The 25,040-nt window shown below is 36.1% G+C and carries 23 protein-coding genes and 1 riboswitch; of the genes, 8 read left to right on the top strand and 15 right to left on the bottom strand.

All coding sequences use genetic code 11. The features are described 5' to 3' along the window. Positions 1–5: 5 nt before the first annotated feature. Together polA and JOC59_RS04075 are read right to left on the bottom strand one after the other, a co-directional pair. Positions 6–2,690 (bottom strand): DNA polymerase I, encoded by a 2,685-nt coding sequence (gene polA / locus JOC59_RS04080; RefSeq protein ID WP_205143525.1) that lies wholly within the window; start codon positions 2,688–2,690, stop codon positions 6–8. Beyond that, positions 2,662–5,505 (bottom strand): helicase C-terminal domain-containing protein, encoded by a 2,844-nt coding sequence (locus JOC59_RS04075; protein WP_205143524.1) that lies wholly within the window; start codon positions 5,503–5,505, stop codon positions 2,662–2,664. The genes polA and JOC59_RS04075 overlap by 29 nt, the downstream gene beginning before the upstream one ends. A gap of 210 nt (positions 5,506–5,715) precedes the next feature. On the opposite strand from JOC59_RS04075, the gene mvk reads away from it, so the two are divergent. From mvk to fni, 4 genes are read left to right on the top strand one after another with little or no spacing between them, the layout of a single operon-like run. Beyond that, positions 5,716–6,654, top strand: a complete 939-nt coding sequence (gene mvk / locus JOC59_RS04070; protein WP_205143523.1) for a mevalonate kinase — start codon at positions 5,716–5,718, stop codon at positions 6,652–6,654. A 20-nt stretch (positions 6,655–6,674) separates the two neighbouring features. Further along, the gene (gene mvaD, locus JOC59_RS04065) at positions 6,675–7,652 is read left to right on the top strand and encodes a diphosphomevalonate decarboxylase (protein WP_205143522.1); all 978 of its coding nucleotides are present in this window, start codon (positions 6,675–6,677) and stop codon (positions 7,650–7,652) included. Positions 7,653–7,662: 10 nt separating this feature from the next. Beyond that, entirely contained in the window at positions 7,663–8,745 is a 1,083-nt protein-coding gene (locus JOC59_RS04060; protein ID WP_205143521.1) for a phosphomevalonate kinase, read from the top strand. Between the two features lies 1 nt (position 8,746). Next, the gene (gene fni, locus JOC59_RS04055; RefSeq protein WP_205143520.1) at positions 8,747–9,796 is read left to right on the top strand and encodes a type 2 isopentenyl-diphosphate Delta-isomerase; all 1,050 of its coding nucleotides are present in this window, start codon (positions 8,747–8,749) and stop codon (positions 9,794–9,796) included. Between the two features lie 226 nt (positions 9,797–10,022). On the opposite strand, the gene JOC59_RS09540 is transcribed toward fni, so the two are convergent. Further along, positions 10,023–10,496, bottom strand: coding sequence for an NADPH-dependent FMN reductase (locus tag JOC59_RS09540; protein WP_205143519.1), 474 nt, complete (start codon positions 10,494–10,496; stop codon positions 10,023–10,025). Beyond that, entirely contained in the window at positions 10,474–11,415 is a 942-nt protein-coding gene (locus JOC59_RS09535; protein ID WP_420875265.1) for an FAD-binding protein, read from the bottom strand. The genes JOC59_RS09540 and JOC59_RS09535 overlap by 23 nt, the downstream gene beginning before the upstream one ends. A 230-nt stretch (positions 11,416–11,645) precedes the next feature. On the opposite strand from JOC59_RS09535, the gene JOC59_RS04040 reads away from it, so the two are divergent. Then, positions 11,646–12,542, top strand: a complete 897-nt coding sequence (locus JOC59_RS04040; RefSeq protein WP_205143518.1) for a LysR family transcriptional regulator — start codon at positions 11,646–11,648, stop codon at positions 12,540–12,542. A gap of 67 nt (positions 12,543–12,609) precedes the next feature. Next, on the top strand, positions 12,610–13,044 hold the full coding sequence (locus JOC59_RS04035) for a flavodoxin domain-containing protein (protein WP_205143517.1): 435 nt from the start codon (positions 12,610–12,612) through the stop codon (positions 13,042–13,044). A 159-nt stretch (positions 13,045–13,203) separates the two neighbouring features. Here JOC59_RS04035 and JOC59_RS09330 read toward each other — a convergent pair whose 3' ends face one another. From JOC59_RS09330 to yjbM, 7 genes are all read right to left on the bottom strand, one after another. Continuing rightward, positions 13,204–13,470, bottom strand: coding sequence for a hypothetical protein (locus JOC59_RS09330; RefSeq protein ID WP_239517010.1), 267 nt, complete (start codon positions 13,468–13,470; stop codon positions 13,204–13,206). Between the two features lie 174 nt (positions 13,471–13,644). Beyond that, positions 13,645–14,082: a hypothetical protein gene (locus JOC59_RS09325; protein WP_239517009.1), complete on the bottom strand. Its 438-nt coding sequence runs from the start codon at positions 14,080–14,082 to the stop codon at positions 13,645–13,647. A gap of 910 nt (positions 14,083–14,992) precedes the next feature. Further along, a complete protein-coding gene (locus tag JOC59_RS04025; RefSeq protein ID WP_205143516.1) occupies positions 14,993–15,568 on the bottom strand; it encodes a hypothetical protein in 576 nt (191 codons plus the stop codon). Positions 15,569–15,604: 36 nt separating this feature from the next. After that, on the bottom strand, positions 15,605–16,972 hold the full coding sequence (mgtE, locus tag JOC59_RS04020) for a magnesium transporter (RefSeq protein WP_205143515.1): 1,368 nt from the start codon (positions 16,970–16,972) through the stop codon (positions 15,605–15,607). 6 nt (positions 16,973–16,978) lie between these two features. Then, positions 16,979–17,869 carry an RluA family pseudouridine synthase gene (locus JOC59_RS04015; protein WP_205143514.1) on the bottom strand — a complete coding sequence of 297 codons (891 nt, stop codon included), beginning with the start codon at positions 17,867–17,869 and terminating at the stop codon, positions 16,979–16,981. A gap of 24 nt (positions 17,870–17,893) precedes the next feature. After that, positions 17,894–18,694, bottom strand: a complete 801-nt coding sequence (locus JOC59_RS04010) for an NAD kinase (RefSeq protein ID WP_205143513.1) — start codon at positions 18,692–18,694, stop codon at positions 17,894–17,896. An 11-nt stretch (positions 18,695–18,705) separates the two neighbouring features. Next, positions 18,706–19,323, bottom strand: coding sequence for a GTP diphosphokinase (gene yjbM / locus JOC59_RS04005; RefSeq protein WP_205143512.1), 618 nt, complete (start codon positions 19,321–19,323; stop codon positions 18,706–18,708). A gap of 275 nt (positions 19,324–19,598) precedes the next feature. Between yjbM and JOC59_RS04000 the strand changes: the two genes are divergently transcribed. Further along, positions 19,599–20,201 (top strand): DsbA family protein, encoded by a 603-nt coding sequence (locus JOC59_RS04000; protein ID WP_205143511.1) that lies wholly within the window; start codon positions 19,599–19,601, stop codon positions 20,199–20,201. Positions 20,202–20,421: 220 nt separating this feature from the next. Here JOC59_RS04000 and JOC59_RS03995 read toward each other — a convergent pair whose 3' ends face one another. Genes JOC59_RS03995 through JOC59_RS03980 form a run of 4 tightly spaced genes read right to left on the bottom strand, consistent with a single transcriptional unit; the run spans position 20,422 to position 23,951 of the window. Then, a complete protein-coding gene (locus JOC59_RS03995) occupies positions 20,422–21,057 on the bottom strand; it encodes a TIGR01906 family membrane protein (protein ID WP_205143510.1) in 636 nt (211 codons plus the stop codon). After that, on the bottom strand, positions 21,041–21,817 hold the full coding sequence (locus JOC59_RS03990; protein ID WP_205143509.1) for a TIGR01457 family HAD-type hydrolase: 777 nt from the start codon (positions 21,815–21,817) through the stop codon (positions 21,041–21,043). The genes JOC59_RS03995 and JOC59_RS03990 overlap by 17 nt, the downstream gene beginning before the upstream one ends. 14 nt (positions 21,818–21,831) lie before the next feature. Continuing rightward, positions 21,832–22,560 (bottom strand): YutD family protein, encoded by a 729-nt coding sequence (locus tag JOC59_RS03985; protein ID WP_205143508.1) that lies wholly within the window; start codon positions 22,558–22,560, stop codon positions 21,832–21,834. A gap of 11 nt (positions 22,561–22,571) precedes the next feature. Further along, positions 22,572–23,951 carry a bifunctional metallophosphatase/5'-nucleotidase gene (locus JOC59_RS03980; protein ID WP_205143507.1) on the bottom strand — a complete coding sequence of 460 codons (1,380 nt, stop codon included), beginning with the start codon at positions 23,949–23,951 and terminating at the stop codon, positions 22,572–22,574. A 149-nt stretch (positions 23,952–24,100) separates the two neighbouring features. Next, positions 24,101–24,245, top strand: a riboswitch (THF riboswitch). A gap of 36 nt (positions 24,246–24,281) precedes the next feature. On the opposite strand from JOC59_RS03980, the gene JOC59_RS03975 reads away from it, so the two are divergent. Further along, a complete protein-coding gene (locus JOC59_RS03975) occupies positions 24,282–24,827 on the top strand; it encodes a folate family ECF transporter S component (protein ID WP_205143506.1) in 546 nt (181 codons plus the stop codon). The last annotated feature ends 213 nt before the right edge of the window (positions 24,828–25,040 follow it).

Below are 25,040 nucleotides of genomic sequence, written 5' to 3'. Positions count from 1 at the left end.
TCTCCTTACTTTGCATCAAACCAAGTGGCTCCAGCATGGCTTTCTACTTTTAACGGTACATCTAACTGCACAGCTGAGTCCATGATTTTAGGTACTAACTCTGTTAAAATTGCTAATTCACTCTTAGGCGCTTCAAAAATCAGTTCATCATGTACTTGTAATAACATTTTGGCCTGTAGGCCACGCTTCGTTAGTTCATTTTGCATATTAATCATAGCAATTTTGATGATATCGGCAGCAGACCCTTGAATTGGCGTGTTCATTGCTGTTCTTTCAGCAAAGCTTCGCAAATTAAAGTTTTTAGCATTAATTTCTGGTAAATACCGGCGCCGTTTGGCAAGTGTTTCGACAAAGCCAGCCTTTTTGGCTTCCTCCACAATATTTTGAATCCATGCTTTAACCCCTGGATATTCCATAAAGTAGGTTTCAATCATCTGTTGAGCTTCTTTTCTAGAAACCCCAATACTTTGACTTAAACCGTAGTCCGAAATACCATAAACAATTCCAAAATTAACCGCTTTTGCTTTACGGCGCATATTGGCATCCACCACTTGATCACTCCTTAAACTAAAGATGCGTTTGGCCGTGGCCGCATGAATATCTTCATTAGCTAAAAAGGCTGCTTGTAAATGTTGATCACCGGTAATATGTGCTAAGACCCGCAATTCAATTTGGGAATAATCTGCCCCAAAGATGATCCAATCGGGATGACTAGGCACAAATGCTTGGCGAATTTGTCGTCCTTCAGCCAAGCGAATAGGAATATTTTGTAAGTTAGGATCGACTGATGATAACCGCCCGGTTTGTGTCAAAGTTTGCTGGAAGCGAGTATGCACTTTGCTATCCGTACTATGTACGACTTTCAATAAACCATCAACGTACGTTTGCTGTAGTTTGGCTACTTGTCGATACTGTAGCACATTTTCGACAATTGGTGCTTGCCCCGCTAATTGTTCTAAAACATCTACTGCTGTTGAATAGCCAGTTTTGGTTTTTTTAATTACGGGTAACCCTAGTTTTTCAAACAAAATAACGCCTAATTGTTTAGGTGACTGGATATTAAATTCTTGACCGGCTTGCTGATAAATCGCTTGTTCATACTCACTAAGTCGTTCTTTCAGCTTACTCCCCTGGGCACTTAAAACATCGGTATCAATGCAAATTCCCGCGATTTCCATCTTAGCTAATACATAGGCCAATGGTAATTCAATTGATTGATAAAGGGCCATTTGTTCTTGTTCAACCAATTTAGCACATAAAGGGTGCGCCAATTGATTTAAGGCGTGAGCTTTTTGCACCAAGTGGTTAAAAAACACGTGATCATCAGTTGGTATTTTAAATTTAGCGCCACGTCCATAAACCGTCTCATCACTACTAACATCATAATATTCATGCTGTTGGGCTAATAAACCCAAGTCATTACTATTTTCATTTGTGTTCAATAAATATGATGCTAATAATAAGTCAAACTTAACACGAGGTAACGTAAGCCCTAATCGCTGCAATAAAACATATAAGGCTTTAACGTTAAAAACATTTAACTGATTGGCTGCTTTAGCTAGTAACGTTTGTATTTGCTCCGTTAGTAATAATTCAATATTACGACTGACAAAATAACCTTGCTTGGCATTACCTAAAACAAATCCGACCATTTCACTTAGATGATAATTAGCACTAGGGGCTTCAATGTATAAGGCAATGTCATTCGTTAATTTGCTAACTTCATTTAAATTATCAACCGTTAATTCCGTAAAAGTTACCGCTTGCTGTTCACTATTAGAGTTGATTGCGTCCATATGGCCCTGGGCCTTTAATTTAGCTAATTGTTGTTTGAAATTTAGCTCCTGATAAAAAGGGACAATTTTTGCATAATTAGGACCTTGATAAGTCAAATCAGCTAACGTAATATCGACTGGGGCATTAGCTCTAATCCGCGCTAAGTCTTGCGACATAAATGCTTGCTCCCGATCGTTGATTAGGTTCTCTTTCATTTTTGATTTTTTTAACTCATCAATATGTTCATACAGATTTTCAAGGGTCTGCCATTCATTTAATAATTTAATAGCCGTTACTGGTCCAATTTTCGTTACACCAGGGTAATTATCAGCAGTATCACCAGTCAATGCCTTCATATCAACAATTTGCGTTGCTGCGAGACCATCATATTTTTCAATAACACTGGTTGGTGTATACGTTTCTAACTCCGTCACGCCCTTTTTAGTAACGAGTACCGTTACTCGATCACTAACTAATTGGACATAATCTTTATCACCCGTAATAATTGTGACTTTAATATCTTCACTTGTTGTCGTGGCCAACTTAGCAATGGTCCCGATAATATCATCGGCTTCATAATCAACTAGCTCATATGACTTTATTCCGTGAAGTTCGACCATTTGGCGTAAATATGGAAATTGTTCACTTAATTCGGGTGGCGTACTTTGACGACTTTCTTTATAATTGTCATATTTTTCTGTTCTAAAAGTCGTCTTCCCAGCATCCCAAGCTACAAGTGCAAGGTCTGGTTGCATTGGATCAATTAGCGAATCTAGAAAATTATTGAACGCTACTAAAGCATTAGTATGTAGCCCCGCTTGGTTTTTCATTCGCTCTAATTGGCTGTGCATCGCGTAAAAGGCTCTAAAAGCTAAACTGTTACCATCAATTAATAATAGTTGTTGGGTTGCCATCATTTTCCTCCTGATGATCTATCACTTTGTTTTTTTCAAAAAAATTTTGGGCACTCGTTGCTAAATCGTGACTCACAACGGCTTTCACTGGCAAATCGACGGGCAACGCTTTTAGCATTGTTTTCCCATATTGTTTATCAAGGATGCGTGTATCTAAAATTACGGCGACGCCTTGGTCAGCTGCACTTCTAATTAAGCGCCCAAATCCTTGCCTTAATTTTAAAATGGCCTTTGGTAAACTTAAATTAAAAAACGGATTACGTTGATGCGCAATTAACCAATCATTTTGCGCCTTTACAACTAACGAATCTGGGGCTTCAAATGGTAGTCTGGTCATAATTAACAATTCTAATTGGGTTAATGGTAAATCAATCCCTTCCCAAAAGCTACCCGCTCCCAATAAAATTGCTTTTGGTTCATCTTTAAATTTGCGCAAAATTTTCGCATCGGACCCGGAAATATTATGTGCTAATATTGCGTACTCATCTAATTGTTCATCCCCTTGCAATAAATGTGTTACTTGCTCTAATTCTTGATTGGAATTAAATAGCACTAATGTTTTTTTATTAGTTGTTAAAACCAGATTGGCAATTTGCCGAGCTAAGTAATCCACATAGAGGAACCGCCCAGCATTTTGGGGATGAGGAGCATCGCTAGCAATCAATAATTGGGCTTGTTTAGCATATTGGAGTGTTGTTGGGAATTTTTTTACTTTGACATTATTTTTAATTAAGTTCAATTGGTCAAATAAATACTGTGAGCGGCTAGAACTAAATAAGGTTGCTCCAATAAATAATGGCGGTTGAAAAAAAGGATAAAGTTGATTACTAAAATAATCATCTGTATTAATTAACGAACAACTCAGCGTTAATTGACCAAGCTTATTTTGCATTCCTAGCCAAAATAAACTCGTATCAGAAAACTCACCGACCTGTTGTTGAATTTTCACCAACTCACAAAAGATTGCTTTAAACTGTTGCCAATTATGCTTAAACTCAAGCATACGATTATAATTCGAAATAACCCAGCGATCATTGCTACTTTGTTGCGTAAATTTACTTTGTAATTGCTCCTCTAATTGGTCAATTTTAGTGACATTTGTATTTAGCTTAGTGATTGTCGTTACATTTTTCGTAAAGAAAATTGATAAGTCTTGCGAACTTAACGAAACCTCAGCTTGCCGTTGAAGTTGCTTAGTCCCCCCCATTTTCAAAACAAATTCACGATATAATAAGCCTTGTAATTTAGTTAAGTCCACTTCAAATTTAGCTAGTAATTGATGTAGATTATTAGTAAGTTGCCATAACTCACCTTGATTAGCAAAAACAGTTGCTAAATCACTATTCGTTTGATTTTTTAGAATATTTTTTACTACGCGCATGGTTTTGAATAACTGTTCAAAATTAAAAATATGTCTTGATGAATTCAAAACCTGGGGCGCTAGTTTTTGGGCCTCATCAACAATCAAATACGGATTATTCGTAAATTCAGCGGCATGTGCTAATAAATATGCATGATTAACAATTAAGATATTCGCTTTTTGAGCTTTTTCGGTTAACCGTAAATGAAAATCATAAGTGCCAAACTGATTTAAGTCACTATTACTTACTTGCGTAATTTCTTGGCGATATTCTGTATCTTGATTACCAATTTTCAATTCATCTAAGTCACCTGTCGTTGTTATCGTTAACCACACTAAAATACGCATCTTTAAAAATTGCACAGCGTAATTATGTTCTTTTATTAGCAAGCTTTGCTTAAATCGGGTTAAGTCTAAATAATGCTGTTTTCCCTTTAAGATCGTGGTTGTGACAGTGCCTGGGATAATTTTATTTAACTGTTGATCAATCGTTTGTTGAACCTGTTGCTGTAAAATCTTAGTTGGGACAGCAACGACAACTTGTTTTTGCCGTAAGTAACTAAATGGTATTAAATAGCCCAGCGTTTTGCCCAAACCAGTCGGCGCTTCAATTACCAACGATTTCGCCTTTTCATGCGTATAGTTGTTGTAAATCAAATTCATTAATTTAGCTTGTTCGCCACGATAAGCCAACACCGAACCAAATAATTTTTCTTTTTGCGTTTGTGTTATTGGGTATTTAGCATTTTTTAGTCGTCGACTAGCATCTTCTGGTAGCCGTTGTAAAGCGAGTCCGTTTACAATGCGTAAATTCCCCGGTAACGTTGGTCGCTGTTCTTTAACTATTGCCGAAGCAGTTACAAAAATTTGTTGCGTCTCACGCGGTAATTGCAAAGGAATTTTATCTAACATATCTAAGGTCATTTGCGGTAACTGTTGCGCTTTTTGCATCAATGCCAAAAATAACTCAGCAGTGGCTCGCGCATCTGAGTCAGCCCGGTGAGGTGCTAAATGTTTGATTTTTAATAACTTAGTCAAATCCACTAAACGATAGCCGAGTGCTGTTGGTAATAAAATTTGCGCTAATGGCACCGTATCGACACCTAAAACATCAATTGGCGCTAGACCGACGCGTTCAAATTCACTATTTAAAAATGGCAAGTCAAAGTTAATGTTATGGGCTACAAACACACAATCTGTTAATTTGTTTTTGAGTGTTGCCGCCACTGCATCAAAAGTGGGGGCATCTTTTAGTTTCTTTGGTGTTAATTTAGTTAACCGTTGGACCGCATCGGGGATAGCATGTTGGGGATTTATATTGGTCGCAAAAGTATGGATGATTTGATTATTTTGAATAAAGACCGCTCCAATTTGCATGATTCGGTCGCCATCTTTACTACTTGTACCTGTTGTTTCAATATCGACAACAGCAAATTTTTGATTTTTTGCAAACACAGTTTACCCTCACAAATCTTCATTTAATCTTCTAACCGTAAAATGGTTCATAGTCTATTTTATCAAAAAAAAGTTAAAACTTCAGTTAAACGTCGCCTATAAGTAGTCAAGTTTTATTGATTGCGGTATGATTATTTAGGATTAATTTTTTAGCTTAATACTTACACCTTAATTTTTATTTGGCTTTAAAATAAATGAAAGAAGAGAGATATGCTTACACAAGGAATTGGTCACAGTCACGCTAAAGCAATTTTAATGGGGGAACATTCGGTCGTTTATGGTGAACCAGCCATCGCTATCCCCCTCACAAACATTGATATGCAAGTTACAATCGAAACACGCAATGATCACCAACAAATCATCAATAGTCGCTATTATCATGGGGCAATGAATGATCTCGCCGGCAACTATGAAGGTATTCGCCAATTAATCATTAGTCTGTTGGCCAAATTTGCAACGCCCAATTTAGGTTTCACTTTAACCTTTAATAGTAAAATTCCCCAAGAACGGGGCATGGGCTCTTCAGCGGCCACATCAATTGCCATTATTAGAGCATTTTATAATTTATTCGAAAAGTCGCTAACCTCAAATAATTTACAAAGATTAGCAGCGATTGAAGAATCAATAACGCACGGTTCGCCTAGCGGTATTGATACGGCTACTGCTAGTTCAAAAGATCCAATCTTTTTCATTAAAAACAAAGAAATTACCCCTTTTAAAATTCATATGCCTGGCTTCTTAGTGATCTCTGATACTGGTATTATGGGGCAAACTGGGTTAGCTGTCAGCGCGGTTAAACGTTTATTTGCTGAAGAGCCCTCACGCACTAGACGCCATATTTCGGATCTTGGACAAGCCGCCATTGAAGCTAAGCAAGCGCTAGAACATGGTGATTTAAACATGCTTGGGCACCTAATGAACACTGCACATGATCATTTACGCTCCCTTGGAGTATCACATCCACACTTAGAAAAACTAGTTAAAACTGCCCTCTTAAATCATGCCCTCGGTGCTAAGTTAACTGGCTCTGGTATCGGTGGTAGTATTATTGCTTTGGCTGGAAATTTACATGATGCTAACACAATTGCCCAAGCCCTTAGTAAAGCCGGGGCAACGGAATACTGGATTAGCCCACTTGAAGCTAATTAACATAGAATGGAGTAATCAACATGCAAAGTACTAGCTCTGCACGCGCACATACTAATATTGCCTTAATTAAATATTGGGGTAAAAAAAATCAAGAACTTATCATTCCTACCACCAGTAGTTTATCATTAACTTTAGATAGATTTTATACTGATACAAAAGTTACTTTTGATGATAAGCTCACCGCAGATACTTTTTACCTAAACCACCAGCAAATGGTTGGCCCGATTGCCGATAAAACCTTTGCTTTTTTAAAGCTAATTCGCCAACAAGCCCAAATTGATACTTTTGCAACAATTGAAAGTATTAACCACGTCCCAACTGCCGCAGGCTTAGCTTCATCAGCGAGTGCTTTTGCGGCTTTAGCTGGGGCTGGTAGTAAGGCAGCTGGCCTAACACTTACTAAACAAGCACTATCAAGATTAGCCCGTCGTGGTTCTGGTTCGGCTGCACGCTCGATTTTTGGCGGTTTTAGTGAATGGCACGCCGGCGATAACGACTTAAATTCTTTCGCCCATCCAATTCAAGAAAATGTTACAATGGATATTCAGATGATTACTGTCGTCGTTGATGCGCACGAAAAAAAGATTACAAGTCGGATGGGGATGCAACACGCTCTTTTAACCTCACCCTTCTATCAAACCTGGGTTAATGAAGCGGCCAAAGATTTAGTGGCCATGAAGGCCGCAATTGTTTCTAATGACTTTAAAGCACTTGGTACCTTGGCTGAAAATAATGCTTTGCAAATGCATAGTCTTAATTTGTCAGCCAAACCGGGTTTTACGTATTTTAATGGTAGTACCCTTGAAATCTTAGATCTTGTTCAGAATTTACGTAAACAGCAAATTTTAGCCTTTGCAACAATGGATGCGGGGCCTAATGTTAAAATTATCGCTCAATCAAAAGATACTGCCACCATTATTGATATACTCAAACAAGCTTTTCCACATGTTCAAGTGGAGATTGCTAAACCTGGTCATGGTCTTATTTATTTAGATTAAGGAATTATTTATGCAAATCAAAGTACCTGGAAAATTATATATCAGCGGTGAATATGCCGTTGTTGAAAATGGTCAATCTGCTATTTTAGTAGCTATTGACCGTTTTGTGTTCGCTGACATTACCGCCAACCTAGTTGGTGAAATTCACTCAACACAAGCACCAACTGAAATTACTACCTGGACCTTAAGTGATAATGAAATTATCCTGCAAGAAACACCGTCCTTAACGCTCATTAATGCCGCTTTAAAAGTTACTTACAATTATTTTAGACTACATAATTGGCCCTTCCAACCTTTTAAACTATTGATTGATAGTCAACTTGATGCTGATGATGGTACTAAATATGGTTTAGGTAGTTCCGCAGCGGTTTGCGTAAGTGTTGTGAAAGCAATTTTAGCTTTTCATTTTCGCCACCTACCGACTCAAACGATTTATAAATTAGCTAGTCTCGCTCACTTTACCATCCAAAAAAACGGCTCACTTGGCGATGTGGCTGCTAGTGTTTATACTGGTTGGATTTCATACAATTCACCTAATCGGACTTGGTTATCTGCACAAACGGCTGATCTCCTTGATGCTACTTTGGTTGATCAGAGTTGGCCTGATTTAAATATTCAATCGATTCCAGCACCTAACGCGCTTAGTTTACTTGTTGGTTGGACTGGTTCACCTGCAAAAACAGGAGATATTTTAAAAAAAATTGATCGCCAAAAACATCCGGCCATCTACCAAGATTTCTTAATTGCCTCTAATGCTGCCGTTTCAATGATTATTAATGGTTTATTAACCAACAACTACGATGATGTTGTACGAGGAATTGCCTTAAACCGCGAATTTTTACTATCATTAAGTCAAGCAGCAAACCTTCAAATAGAAACACCCTTATTACGTACCCTCATTGAAATTGCAAATAATCTGGGTGGGGCCGCCAAAACGTCTGGCGCTGGTTTTGGTGATAGTGGGATTGCTTTAGTTGATGAACATACCAACGTTGATCAAATTTTAATTAGCTGGCAAGCCGCTGGTATTATCCCTCTATCCGTTAAACCTTATCACGAATCAATTGCCATTTTGGCAGAAAGTGAGGAATAGTATGGAGTCAGCACATGCTCACCGTAAGGATGAACATCTAGCAATTGCTGAGAGCCAATATCGACAACGGCTAGCTAATGATGCTTTTCAAGCAATGCGCTTAGTTCATCACGGTTTACCAGAATTAGCAATTACGGATGTTTCCCTTAAAACCCATGTCTTAGATACGGAGTGGCAACATCCCTTTTATATTGAAGCAATGACTGGTGGTTCTAATAAAACAACCGCCATTAATCAGCAGTTAGCTGAAATCGCGCAAGCAACGAATTTAGCAATGGCCGTGGGCTCTGAATCAATTGTCTTAAAAGATCCCACTAGCCAAAAATCCTTTACAATCGTTCGTAAAAGTAATCCACATGGCTTTATTATGGCTAACCTAGGCGCTAGTCATTCCGTTGAAAATGCTCAACGAGTTGTTGACTTAATTAACGCAAATGCTCTGGAAATTCATATTAATTCAGCCCAGGAAATAGTTATGCCTGAAGGTGATCGTGACTTTCACTGGCTTAAAAACATTGAGGCCATTGTTAACCATCTGTCTGTTCCCGTAATTGTCAAAGAAGTTGGCTTCGGTATCAGCAAAAAAACGATTCAGCAGCTCCAAAATATCGGTGTTAAACACATCAACGTTGGTGGTCGCGGCGGCACTAATTTTGCCACCATTGAGGATCGCCGTAATCATGCCATCGATTATGCTTTTTTAGCTGATTGGGGCCAAACCACCTTAGAGTCCTTAATCGAAACTCAAATTGCTAATTCGCAAAAAATTGAGGTATTAGCAACTGGTGGCATTAATTCACCACTTGATATCTTAAAAGCACAAGTGATGGGGGCCAAAGCCGTTGGGATTGCTGGTCATTTCTTGCATACCCTCTTAACCGAAAAACAAGCGGGGCTCCATCAAGAAATCTTAAACTGGCAATATCAATTACAGCAACTTTTTGCATTGGTTGGTGCTAAAGATCAACATGCATTAACTACTGTTGATTATATTTTAAGCCCCACACTACTTAATTATTATCAACAACGACAGACACAAAATTTTAAATGAATTTAGCAACAAAATACTAAAAAGCTAAAGTTGACGTAAACCCCCGGTATTGGATTAAAATCCAATATCGGGGGTTTTTCCAAAGTTGACAACCACCTACAATGGCTATTTACCCTTGTATTTCTTGCAAAGTACCTGATTATATTAATTAATGGCTGATGCAAATGTACAAAAAAGACTAGGATAAAAATCCTAGCCTCTCTTCGCTTAAACTAATTTTTGAATACTAATTTTCAACTAAATCTAAATTAACAATTTTAATAAATGAAAGGAATGAGCCAAAGCATTCTGCAAGGAAAGCAACACTTGAACTATCAATCAAATTATCATTTTCATCGAATTTTTCACGTACATTAGATAGCATACACTCATGACCTGGCATAATTTGAGCATTAACACCGGGGGCATCTAAAATTTGCCGCAAATTAATTTGTACCCGTACTGAACCTTGAACACCATATGATGCACCAACAATCATAATTGGTTTATTTTCAAAAGGATGTTCAACACTTGATAACCATTCCAAAACACTCTTTAGACTAGCTGGAACCGCATGATCATATTCTGGGACCCCAAAGATTACCCCATCAGCTTGCATAATTTTCTCTGCTAAAACGTGTACACATTTTGGTGAATTTTGCATATCGTCTTCATTAAACAATGGAATATCTTTAATTTCAATAACTTCCACTTTGGGCATAGCCTTGGTAGTCTTTAATGGTTTGTGCTAATTGTTTATCATTAATCCCAGCAATTGCAGCTACTTCCTTAAGTGAACCTTTAGCAAACACCGGCCGTTTAGCTGGCTCTTCAAAGAAAGCTGCGACTTCCACTTCAGAAAAATTATGTTGCACCAACAATGCATAGAATTCTTGCCATGTTCGTTTATCCATTACTAGATAAGCAACCTTACCAGTTTGTTGTAAAATTACATCTCTAAAAGTTGTATAAACATCTAATTCATTAATGATCCGTTTACCTTCAACATTAACATAAATTCCACCCAAGTCAGTTGCCTTCTTAGATGCATATGTTGTTAATTTAGCAATTCCGGGCTCAACTTCAACACCGTGCGGATAAATTTTATACCAACCTAAATCATGAGTTGATAAATTAAGTTCTTCAGTAAAGCTATACGCATCCCCAGTTGAAGTCATCGGATCGTAGTAATCAATCCCTTCACTTTCACTACCACGCATTTTAGCATTGGCCCCATGGCCCCCAGTTACTAACACAATTGAACGACAGTTAATATCTAAAGTTGCCGTTTTTGTCTCTGCAATTAGGCCAATAATTGTCCCTTGTTCATCGCGTTTAATTTTTTCAACCCGCGCTCCAAGACGAATCTCACCACCTTTAGCGGTAAAGGCCTGACTAACTTTTTCAATAAATTCATAACTACTTGCACTTGGCAATTCGACTTGCCGAGCAATACTATGTTCTGGGGTTTGGGTTTGTGCTTTTTGATAGTGTAAATCAGCAAAATCACTAATAAAATCAATTGCTGAGCCAATATTTGCCGTCATTAATTGGGTTAATTCAGGATAATTCGTCCCTTTACTTTCGCGAGTTACATCAGCTGCAAGCTGCGCGGCTGTATCGGTATTAGCACCAAAAATATTATCCGCTACTTTTGACCCAGTTGCGACAACATTGGAACCATTTAAAATGGTAGCTCCGCTTTTAATTAATAATTTAACTAATATTTCACATATAAAATTATTGATAATAATTTCACAATCATTTTACATTTATATTATATGGAAATTATGCTAATATATCTAATTGAATATTTATATTCTATTCATAGATAGTTTCTATATATTTAACAACAATTAGGAGTTCGCTTATGAATGTTAATCATCTACGCTACTTTGTTCGCCTAGCCGCTTTGCAAAATTATACACAAGCCGCCAAATCATTGCATATTACGCAACCAACGTTAACCAGTGCAATCCACACGCTAGAAAAAGAATTAAATACTCAATTTTTTTATAAAACTGGTCGTAATGTCAAATTAACCTTAAATGGGGAGTTATTCGCCCAAAAAGTAACTCAATCACTGACAATTTTAGATGCCGGCATTGCTAGTTTATATCCTAATAATACGCATCAGGACCAAATTACATTGGTAACGATTCCAGCTTTAAATGCCGTTTGGCTGCCTAAGATGATCAGTGAGTTCAAAAATACTTCAGCTGGTAAAAATGTGGCTTTTTCCTTCATCAGTGATACGACCTTATCGCTAAACTTATTAAACAATCTCCGTGATAATCAATATGATATTTGCTTTGCTTCCAAAATTAACGGTTATCCTGATATCAACTTTACACCAATTGCGCAAGAAGAATTAGTTGTTATTACCCCACTAGGGCATCCTTTAAGCACAGCAACGAGTTTAACAATTGAAGATTTATTACCATACGACCAAGTAAGTTATTCCAAACGTAGCGGCCTTGCTCCTATTATTGCAAGTCTCTATCAAGAATACGGCTGGCAACCAAAAAGTAAATATCAGGTTGATGATGATTTAGCAGTTGCTGGCTTAGTAGCTAACAATTTAGGTGTGGCAATTGTGCCTAAACGACTTGCTCTAGCCACCCAAAAGTTATGTATTGTTCCTTTAGTCACTAATGGCCCTAGACGCCTCATTTACCTTTGTACCTCAAAACGGCATACCCTAAATACAGCAGCCAACGCCTTTATTCAGTTCATTAGTGAAAAAGAAATTGCAATTTTACAATAATGTTTGTTTTTACGCTGTAGATTAAGTAGGATAGGTATGTATATACTTTAAGATAAGAGGTTTTAAGATGAATGCCAAAGTTATTTATGCTACAATTACCGGTAATAATGAAAAATTAGCTGATTTAATTATTGAACGTTTAAGCCGTAACCATATAGCCACCGTTAAAGAAGAAATATCATTAAGTGATCCTGAAACATTACTAAATTTTGATTTAATCATCCTTGTTCCTTACACCTATGATTTAGGAGCTTTACCGGATGAAGGTCTTGATTTTTATGATGACTTGGCAACGTTAGATCTAACCGGTATTAAATATGCTGTTGCTGGATCAGGTGATGACTTTTATGGCAGTGATTTTTGTAAAGCCGTCGATATTTTTGATCTCGCCTTTCAAGCAACAAATGCAACTAAAGCAACGGCTAACTTAAAAATAAATTTGTGGCCTGAAGCAACGGACCTACCGCTCATCGATCAATTTGTTGCTGACATCCTTAAATAGCATTGGCCATAATTAATAAAATCAGTCTGCTAATTATTATCAATAACTATGCAAAAAGAGCCGAATTTTTACCTTCGGCTCTTTTTGCATAGTTATTGATCGTCCACCTAGCTACTTTGCCCCGTTTATTAGCTAAGTATACGCTAAAAATTTTTGATCCTAATTACTTACTTTAGTACTTAATTTAATATTAAATAACCTATCAACCTCAGCGACTGGCATGGCTTGACCTGTATAAAGCTTAAAGTTGGCAACGCCTTGCCATAGCATCATGCCATCACCATTAATCGTCTTAGTAACGCCCGCTGCTTTTGCCTCCCGGAGCATTCGTGCTTGACCAGGATTATAAACAGTGTCAGCGACCACTAGATCCGGTCTAAACATTGTTGGGTCTTTGATATTGATACCATCAATATCTGGTGCCATGCCGACACCCGTACTATTAATTAAAACTTGTGATTTTGCAATTGCTGCGCTTAAAGCTGCTTGATCTGCTAAATCTGTAACTGTTATATGGCACGTAGGGACTTCTTACATTACCCGTTTAGCTAATGCTTCTGCCGGTGCATAAAAATCATCTTGACGGTTAAAAATCATTAACTATTTAACGCCATCTAATGCTAGTTGTGCTGTGATCGCTGAACCTGCACCACCTGAACCTAATAAAGTAATTGTTTTATCGACAACTGAAACATCATTATTAGCTAAATTTTTAACGAATCCTTCACCATCAGTATTGTAGCCAGTAATGACCGTATTAATCGCCCCAACTAACCGGGCTGCTGGTGTTAGTTTATCGACTAACTCAACGGCCGCTTTTTTATTAGGCATTGTTACATTCCCACCACGTACGTTTAACGTTCGCATTGATTCAAGTGCCTTGGCGATACCATCTTTTTTAACATCAAACGCCATATAAATGTAATTAATGCCCATTTTATCAAAACAATAGTTATACATTTTTGGTGAGTTGGTGTGGCCAATTGGTGAGCCAAATAAAGTCAATAAACGAGTTCTTCCATCTAATTCGTTACTCATAATTAATTACCAAATCCTTTCAATACTACGTTTTTTAATTTGATAAAATATTCACAAATCATTTCATCGCTTTCATTATAGTAATTTTGATTGCTAATATCTAATTGATAATTAAAATTTTAGCTATTAAATTTTCCTATTATTAACCTTTACCTAAGTAGTACCACGCCTAATTAATTTTCATTCTTAACACCGTATATTATCATTGGTATTTACTTTATGCTGTAATAACTAATGATTTTCAATCATAGCGAGTATAAATAATGATGGAAATATATTCTTAATAAAGTGCATCGTATTTTTAAGTAAATAAAAAGTACCGGTTGTTGAGTAGGCTAATATCATTTTTATGGTGGTACTAATAGATCTTTTAAATGTTTCTCTCAGCATTTAGCCCCCTTAAAAAAGTTAACTATGCTAGTAACATCCTCCTATTGTTCATCTGTTACACAATTATCCTCTAGCGAAGAATAAATATTATGTTGGTTACTATCATGAAGTCTGGGTTGAACACTAAAACTAATTACATTATTGCTAGCTGTCAAAACAATTACTTTAATTGTTGCCGGAAAAATTAAGCCGATTAAAATTAAAGATATGCTTGGTAAAGTTAGCAGACACTTATTTTTTACGTTAACAACATATTACAACTAATGGTAAAAAAATTAATTAGTCTATCAGTACCATTTGACAAAGCGCCAAAAAGGTTAGCACTACTGTATCGCTAGCGCTAACCTTCTTATCATTTATAATTTAATTGCTGACGTCTTTTAAAACGTTAATGGTGATAATGTTATTATGTAGTTTTACATTGGCATCCATTTATTTAAAAAATAATTTTATCAACGATCCACTAAACCGATTGATTTCTATGTTTTTAATAAAACGATCAACATTTTAATAATTGCTGTTAACCATGTTGTTTTGTTAGCCGCCCAACCCAAGCTTTTAAACGCGATTCACCATTTGCTGGTCGTACTTTAACTTTACCTTTTTTGCTAGCTTGTTTGGCATACCCTAACGCATCTGCATATTTTTGTAATTTTCCTAATTCAAATTCATCACCATTATTAATAGCAATGATTGAATAAAAATATAATTCAGCAGGTCTAACAAATTTTTCACTATTTTCAAAAATAGTACTTGAAACTAAGGTTATTTTTTTTAAGGTATATTCATCGGAACTTGTCACCCGTACGCGGCCACCTTCATCTTTATATCGTCGCTTGTAGGTACCAACATAACCTTTTAATCTAATTTTTGATCCGCGTTGTAATTTCATACCAACTAAATAATGATAAAATTCTGGATTAGTTTTTAACCATAAATGGTTTGCAATAAACCTCCCTTCTAAATCATGTACATCTTCAATTAAAATTCTTTTTTGCTTATCGATTACCCGATAAACACCAGTAACTTCTAGCTCTTCGCCATATAGTTCTGATAAGTATAGTCTAACCTTGTATTTTTCACGCGTTACGACCACTTGCTTCGTTCTCCTTTTTTAGCCTATCCCTCTATTCTAATGGTGATTCATAAAATTTGAAAGAAATATTTGCGCAATCGAAAAATAAATTAATACTGATGTTAAATCGGATAGCGTTGAAATAAATGGTCCCGATGCTACGGCTGGATCAACCCCAATTTTATTCATTCCAAGTGGAATCAAGGCCCCAGCCACATTAGCCACAGTAATGGCTGCCATCATTGATATTCCAATAATAAAGCCTAATAGCCAATTAGCTTGCCAAATACCAACAATTATAAAAATTGTCAAACCGGTAATTGTCCCTATTAAAAGACCAATTAAAATTTCAGTAAAAATCATTTTTAACATTGATTTTTCTTCATCTAATGCAATGCCTCGTACTGCCACGGCTAATGATTGAGTACCAGCATTTCCGGCAGTCCCTGTAATTAATGATATAAAAACTGCTAAAACGGATGCTTTTGCCACCAAAGTTTCATAGTGCGAAATTAACGATGCAGTGGACATTCCTAAAAATAAAAGGGTGATTAACCATGGGAGCCGCTTTGCTGCTGCTAAGAAAGGATTAATTGTCCCTTGATCAACGTTAACCCCCGCCAAACCTGAGTAATCGCTGATAGCTTCCTCGTCCATTACATCCACAATATCATCAATAGTAATAATCCCAATCATATGATTAAATACATCAGTTACGGGTAAAGCTAGGAAATCATAGTCCCGCATCATTTTAGCAACATCTTCTTGATCATCAGCTGGATGCACACTTATAATTCGTGTATTCGTAATGGTCTTCAAAAGATAATCATCCGGGTTAGTTAATAAATCTCTTAACGAAACAACCCCTACTAGTTTTTCAGTATCATCAACCACATAAACATAATAAATTGTTTCGGCATTATTAGCTTCTTGTTTAACTCGTTGTAGTGCTTCACCGATAGTACAATCAGGTTCAATTGCTAAATATTCTGTCGCTAATAACGCTCCTGCTGTTTGATCTTCATAGTTAATTAACTGTCGTAGCTCTTCAGCATCATCTTTGGGCATTAAGCTTAAATAAGTCGCTAATTCTTCAATTTCCATCACACTTAAAATATCAGCAACATTATCTGTATACATTAAATTTAAAATATGTGAAGCCCGTTTAGGTGACAACTCTTCTAACAGTCCAATAATTTTTTTAGGTTCTTCATCAATATCATCGAAGACATCTGCCAATTCCTGATCGGATAAAATTTTAATTAAAGCATGGCGATGCGTTGCATTTAAATTGACAAATATAGTTGCTTGTTCAAAATCATGCAACGTTAAGAAAATCTTTTTAGCGTCATCTAATTGGTTTTCATCAATTAAAAACTGCATGTGTTTTAATTGATCAAGTACTTCATCCCGAATGTCATCCATTACCCATTAATCCCCATTTTTAATTATTTTTTGCATATCCATTGGTAGGGGCAATTTTAATTCGAGGATCTTATTAGTAAAAGGATCCACAAATTTCAAATAATAAGCATGTAAAGCTTGCCGTGTAATCCCTTGATCCATCGGCCCATCATAGATTTCATCTCCCAATAATGCATGTCCAATATATTTAAAATGCACTCTAATTTGATGGGTCCGCCCAGTATGTAGTTGTACTTTTACCCACGTAAAATTATCTTTTCTTTTCTTAAGCCAGTACTCGGTTTGTGATGGCCGTCCATCACTACGAACCTCACGCCGGATAAAATCATCATCAACTCGTCCAATTGGCGCATCAATTAGGGCATGTTCACTGGTTAATTGACCAGCAACAAGGGCATAATAGCGCTTTTCTAAGGCATGTGCTTGCAATAACTTATCCATCATTGCATGAGCAAAACGGTGCTTTGCTATCAATACTAACCCCGAAGTAAAGCGATCAAGCCGTGTTACAATATGGGGTACTAAATCAGTCGCCCCTTGCCGCTTTAAATGGCCTTTTACCCGATTAACTAATGTGTCTTCGCGGTCTGCTTTACCGGGCACTGTAGTTAGGCCTGCTGGTTTATTAACAATTAAAAAATTAGTATCTTCATAAACAATTTCTAATTCACCATAACTAGTAGCAACTACATCGTTATCTACTTCTGGTGGCATCAATACAGTCACCGTATCACCCATTTTAATGTGATCAACTGTACGACCATGAACGCCATTAACCAATATATCGCCACCATTGTGCTTAATTAAAGTAAACATTCGATGTGAGACCCCATGTCCAATTAAAAAGGCCTTAACCCTTTGTTCTTGGGGTGTCTCTTTTAGCCATGTAAATTCCATATAACTTTATCCTATTCAACTTTTTTATTCTTGTAATTTGCCAATAAATGATTCATTAACGCGGTGCCAAAAATGCATATGCCGATATTTGGCAAAAGCAATTTTTTCTGGTGCCACATGATAAATAATTTCACTAATTGGCCGCCCAGCGATAACACATTGATCATATGTTAACACTAGATTAACTGAATCAGCGGGAACAATTCTGATAGTATCATCAGGATCAATGATTAATGGTGACCCCAACGTTCTGAATACCCGATTATTAATTGAGGCTAATTCTGCTAATTGAATTGCTTCTAAATTGGGATGAATGACTGCTCCCCCAATCGCTTTATTGTATGCTGTCGATCCAGTCGGGGTACTAATTGCTAGCCCATCTCCTCTAAAACGTTCAAACCAATCGCCACTTAAATACACATCAGCCACCATTGTCCCAGACATTTTTTTAATCGTTGCTTCATTTAATGATAACGTCCGCATCACAGACCCATCAACAAATTTTACGACTGCTTCTAGCAAGGGATAGGTAACATATTGGCCTGTATCCTGCAGAATCGAGGCTATTAGCTCTTTAATTTCATACTCGCGCCAATCAGTATAAAAGCCTAGGTGACCGGTGTGAAGACCGACAAATCTAATTTTACTTAATTGATTACGATACTTTTGAAACGCCCCAAGTAAGGTCCCATCACCTCCGATACTAATTAAGATATCAGGCTCTTCATGGTCAATATCAATTGCTTGTTTACCTAGTTCTTCTAATAAATGATGTTTAACGCGTTGAGAATGTTCACTTGCATTTGCATATAATCCGACTTTCATCTTATCTCTTCCTATTTGGCAGTTTCATCAGTTAACTGTACTTCATTAATTTCGGAGCGAATTGCAGACATTTCCTGATCAATTGAGTATGCTGTGTCTGCAGCTTGCTTTAATCTTGCACTTACATCAGCAGGAAAAACACCACTATGTTTATAATTTAACGAATGTTCAATTGTCGCCCAAAAATTCATAGCCATTGTTCTGATTTGAATTTCGGCTAAAATTTTCTTTTCACCAGTCACTAATTGTACTGGATATTCAATCACAATATGATACGATCGATAGCCCGAAGGCTTCGCATTAATGACATAGTCACGTTCTTCTAAAATTTTCATATCAGTTCTTTTTCGTAATATATCGACAATCTGATATATATCATCAACAAATTGTGTCATAATTCTAATTCCAGCAATATCTTGTAGGTCTTGCTCAATGCGACTTTCAGAAATATGCCGCCGAATTAATTTTTCTTGAATACTTTCAGCTGGTTTAACCCGGCCAGTCACAAATTCAATGGGGGTTTGCTGATTTTCTTGATCAAATTGTGGGCGCATACCGCGCAATTTAACTTTTAATTCAGCAACTGCTTGCTCATATGGTAATAAAAAATTTTCCCAATCTTCAATCATCACATTCCTCCTTAAGCTTTATCTATAAATAAGCTCATTTCTAAATTATACCACTTTGTCAGTGTAAAATTAGCAAGAAGCGATTTAGAAACTATCAATTTTATAAGTTCTTATAACATGCAACTTTTTTATTTTTGATAAGACAAAATACTAGCCGATTTACTAGTTCAATGCTAAACTATATTTTGGATTACCGACTTAAACAGATTTAATTAATCTGTTGTCTACCAATGTAACATTGGGATTACAAACTAACAGAAGGAGGCATTAAGGCTGTGCTAGAAGTCTTTCAATTTATCAATCCTTTGCAATTAGAGAGTTTAGAAGCTGAACAAAAGATGATAAAAATACTTTCAAAATTTGACACTAAAGTTTGTTATAAATATATTCCGTTGCTTAATCTAAAAACCTATGCCAAAATTGCTGATAAACTTACTACAACTTCTCAATTTTCTGATCCAAATTATCTAATGCAGCTAGCGTTTCAAATGAGTATTGATCATGAAGCAATCGCTATTCAAGGTCGTAAAGTGGCGCGCATTTTTCTACGTACACTCCAAAGTGCCGTTATTACGCAGCATTGTGTGTATTCAGAAAGTTTAATTACTGAAATTGCTAACACACTCGGTGTCGATGTTAATAATTTTTTACATGAACGGCAACTTGCTAAGACAAAACAACGCTTGACTCAAAATCAACGATTAGCTTTGGAGTTTGCGATCACTAATACTCCTTGTGTTGTTGTTTTGGATACCAAAAAGGAATATGCCTATGTCATGGAACACTTTAATAGGGATGCTTTATTATCGTTTGTGGAAGCCCATCATCATCATTTACCTTACTCTTTGCAAAGAACCTTACATGCAATTGATGGCTGATTAAAGCCACACTTATTTTTTATTGATGATCCATTAATATTAAAGTTGACGAAGATTATAGCGGATCTTCCAATTTTTGAAAGCGGATCAAATAAATTTTGTAATTCCATAGTTAGCTTAAATGCTAATTAATAAAAGCACCAGTGTAGGCTAATTCCTTCACACTGGTGCTTTTTAATATTATTTGGGTAATTACGCCTTGCTCAACTAAAACCTGTTTTTACTTTTTACTTTTGAAATATAGTTTACCATAAATTAGTAATCCTAAACAAAAAACACTAAAACAGCCTAACCATAATAAAAAGGCTTGCGCAAAAAAACTTTCGGGCAATGCATTAATAATTGGATCCTGTTGAGGATAAAACTCCCAATCATTGTTGCGAAAAAGAACTTTGTGAAACACAATAAAGAATTGATTAAAATTCAAAAACATCATTATTAAGATAAACCCCAACACTGTTAGTGTTCCTTGCATGATGCTAATTAATCGCCATTGCTGTTCATGCTTTTTCAACCAATTTAACCACTTTATAGCTGGATAACTAGTCCCAATCAACATAATATAGTTAATCATAAATAATTGTTTAACATTGCTAAAATGCACTAAGGCACTTGGTGAGTCAGTAAAGTCTGGCATTTTTAATGTTGTCACCCATGGATAATTTAAATAGGCAAGCAAAGCATGATAGTTTTGCAACATGGCCTTTGCGGATAAATTAACTAATGGTAAGAAGTCACCATAGTAAACATTTAATGCATATAACCACGTACTATTTATCGTAATGGTAATACTTAAGGTTAATAAAAAAATTAATAGCATCAGCCATACCATAGTTCGTTTAAATTTGCCATTCATCAAGATTCTTAACCTCATGCGTCGGTTGCTGCACTTGTTTTGCAACATCACTAATCGTTGAAATACCAGTATATGTTAGTAAGGTTGGTATGCCGGCTCTTATTCCTGCTAAAATATCGGTATGATAATTATCGCCTACCATCACAACTTCATTGTGCTTTAAGCCCATTTTTTTAAGCGCATAATCCATAATAATTGTGCTTGGTTTCCCAATTTCAAGTGGTTTAACTCCTGTTGCATAAGTCACTAATGCATTTAATGAGCCAGCCCCTGGAACATTACCACGTTCATTTGGAATATTAGTATCTAAGTTTGTTGCGATGTACTGCGCCCCATTTTGAATTGCTAGCGTTGCCGTTTCAAACATTGCATACGTTGCTTGCATGTCCATGCCCACAATCACATAGGTTGGTTGTTTGGCCGTTAATGTGTAGCCAGCGGCTTGCAAGGCTGTCTTTAAACCAGCTTCTCCAATCGCATATGCCTTTTTAACTGTACTATCCGTACTAATACTCTCTAGATAATCAACGGTTGCTAATGCTGATGAATAAACTTGCTCAGCGGTTGCTTTAATATCATGATTGACTGTTAAATTTTGGGCAACCTGTTGTGGTGTCTTCGTTGAATTATTTGTTAAAAATAAATATGGGATATTTGCCTTTTGTAAGCGTTCAATAAACCGTTTGCCACTCGCCATTTTATTTTTACCTTGATAAATTGTACCATCTAAATCAATTAAATATCCTTGATAACTTGTCATTCGTAGTTCCTATCTCAATCTTCTTTTTGTTTAATAGTAAAATGGCGCTTATGATGATTATGCCTTTTTTGAGTTATCGCAACACTATTATTACTTACCGTTTGTTTCATATCATTAACTTCAGTACGAACTTCTTTAATATTTGCTTGTGCTTGTCGCTGCCGCTTATTACGGCTATAATTGTTGGTTCGTTTAGCCGTTGGTGTACTACCTTTTTCAGGTACTTTATTAGCTGCTTTATTTTTTCTGCTATTTCCTGTTTGCTGCTTATCAGTTGCTTTATTATTTTTTTCGGCGTACTTAGTGCTAGTACTACTTGGCCGCCGATTTCTTTTTTTCGTCCGATTTGTAACTGGCTCTCTGCGATTAGCACTCACCATTTTAGGATTTAAATTTTGTAAAACAAAATAGGGTGCCCCAAAGTTAACATATTCAAACAAATAATCTTCTAACGTTGCAATCGTTTGGTTAGCATTAACATTGGGGCGATCAACTGTATAAAAGCCCTTTAATCGGAGTTGATCAGCAGCAATATCCCCTACAATATAATCGTATTTTATTAAAATATCACTAAAACGGGCCTTCAACTTTAAATCATCAAATGCATCCCGATAATTATCAAGTAATTTATATGGGTGATCATTTATCATTAATTGACTTTCTGGTAAATGCACCAATTTAGTTTCTGCCGCACGCTCAATAATTTGCGCGTCGGTCTTATTTTTCATTGTCTCACGATCCATGCTTATTCCTTTTAATTAAGCGGATAAGTTTGCATTAAATAATCCGCCAATTCCTCACGTAAAATTTTTTCCATAATTATCCGATTCTTACCAGCAATTTCAATGCTTGGTAAAAAAGGTAAAAATTTATAATAGTCTAAACTAGCTATTTGATATCGTTTTTGTTCATCAATTAGCTCATTGTCATAATACCATTGTTTTAATTTAAGATCATAATGAATACCATCGAACACAATATCACCTAATGCCTTACCACGGAAGCCTAACCCCACCATTTTGAATCCACGCATAAACATCTGGTTTTTGTGCATTTCCTTTAATAACCTGATTAAATTTTGCCCATCTAACTCGGTCACCATCGGATACATATGATGTGGTAAGAGCTTTAATAGATCATTTTTATTAATATACCCCACCGGTAAATCAGTTAGAAAGAGACCAGTTGATAAAAAAGCCGCTGGAGTATTGGTTCGCGCCTTAAGCATATTTAAGGTTTCTTGCATTAACGTCCCATCATTTCGACGTAATGGTTCTTTTAATTTAGCAATTTTACTAGCAGTTAATTGTTGCTCACCTACAGTAAAATAACCGGCAATTTCAACATCATCAGCAGCAATTTTGGGCAATTCATCGGTTATAGTTACTCGCGCTATTTTTTTTACTATCTTATGGTTTTCGATAAATAAATTAATTTTGCCAATCCACCGTCCCCACTTACCAGCAGCGGCTAATAATGTGTTATTAATTACTTCACCATGTTCTAATAGATGGTGGGTATGGGCTCCTAAAATGACATCAACTGCTGGATAAGCTTTCGCAATTTGTCGATCTGTATCAATTCCTAAATGTGATAATAAAATAATAATATCCGCCTGTTTGGTAGCTGTTTTAATCAAATCGGTTAATAGCGACCAAATATCGGTGACCGTCCAATTCCTTAACGGATACGAATCAGGAAAAGGAGCGGTCAAACCTATAACAGCGATTTTAGTCCCATCTTGCGCTGTTTGATAACTAATCGGTGTCGCCCAACTAGGTCGGACACCAGTTTTTTTATCAAAAATATTAGCGCATATAACGGGAAACTCAGCAGTATCATATAGTTTATTTAACGCAGTTTGGGGCAGGCTTAATCCTTCATTATTTCCGATTGTAACCCCATCATAATGTGCTTGATTTAACAAAGCAATATTAGCTGTCCCCAAGGTTGCTTCGGTCAACGGATTTACTCGATCTAGTGCATCACCAATATCAAAAGTGAATACATCATTATTTGCCGTTTTTAAATTTTGTTGTTGCGCATTTAAATAACGTCTTATCTTCGGCCAATTTTCTAAATGTGAATGCAAATCATTGGTATGGATCAATGTAATAATGCTTTCTTTTGCCATTTTGGCCTCCCTCACTCGTACTTTAGTCTTCATTATAACAGAGTATTTACACAATTTAGAAATTTGCTAAAATTCACTTACAAAATTAAGAGCTTTCTTTTTAGCAAAAAATAGCATATTATTAAATAGTTGTTAACCACAACAAGTTTTACAGGGTAGATTCTAGTGCGTTAAGTGTTATGGAAACGGGATGTGAGCCATAAACGAAAAATAATTATTATAAGCCTCTACTATTTTCCATATTCAGTAGTCTGTTAGTAATTATTTGCGGTGCTAGTAATCGCATTCACTGTTACAGTGAAACCCTCCAAATATAAGGAGGTTTTCTTAATGAAAACATTATCGTGGGGATATCCGAAATTATCCGTTAAAAGCATGGCTCTTTTGGGGCTATTAACTGCTTTACAATTAGTTTTAAGCCGTTTTTCTTTTGGACCTGACTTTTTGAAGTTTAGTGTCACCTTTATTGTCGTCGTGTTGATTGGTAAATGGTTTGGCCCAGTTTGGGGAAGTATCATGGCTGTCTTTACTGATTATATTAACACGTTACTGAGTGGGTATCCTTATTTTATTGGCTTTGCCTTATCAGCTATTACTGGGGTCTTCATTTATGGAATTTTCTTTTATAATCGGCCAAAAATCAATTTAGTGCGGGTGATTATTGCTGTCTCATTAGTCCTCATTATCGTTAATATTTTCATGAATACAACATGGGTTATCATAACATATAATTATCATGGAATGGCTGCCATTAAGTTAATCGAGCTTAGAGCTATCAAGCAATTAATCATGGCTCCCTTACAAATTATCCTGACCTATTTAATCCTTAATAATCAAGCCTTAGAACGCTTGCGCTTAAATATTTTAACTTATTAAATTTTCATAAATTACTGTAAATAAAAAAGAGCATTGGAGTAAAACAGGCTCTTTGTCAAATGGTACTGATAGACTAAACAATTAAATTAATTTATTAAGCAACTAATTCATAATTTGAATTAGTTGTTTTTTTGTAATTTATCGCAAAATATGAATTTTTAAAGCTAATTAAAATACGCTGTCTGAAGTTTTCAAAATTTCTAAAACCGTATG

It is taken from the genome of Periweissella beninensis (assembly GCF_016908275.1).
GTDB lineage: Bacteria > Bacillota > Bacilli > Lactobacillales > Lactobacillaceae > Periweissella > Periweissella beninensis.
Note: the sequence above shows the minus strand (reverse complement) of the source record. Positions and strands in the feature narration are given on the sequence as shown.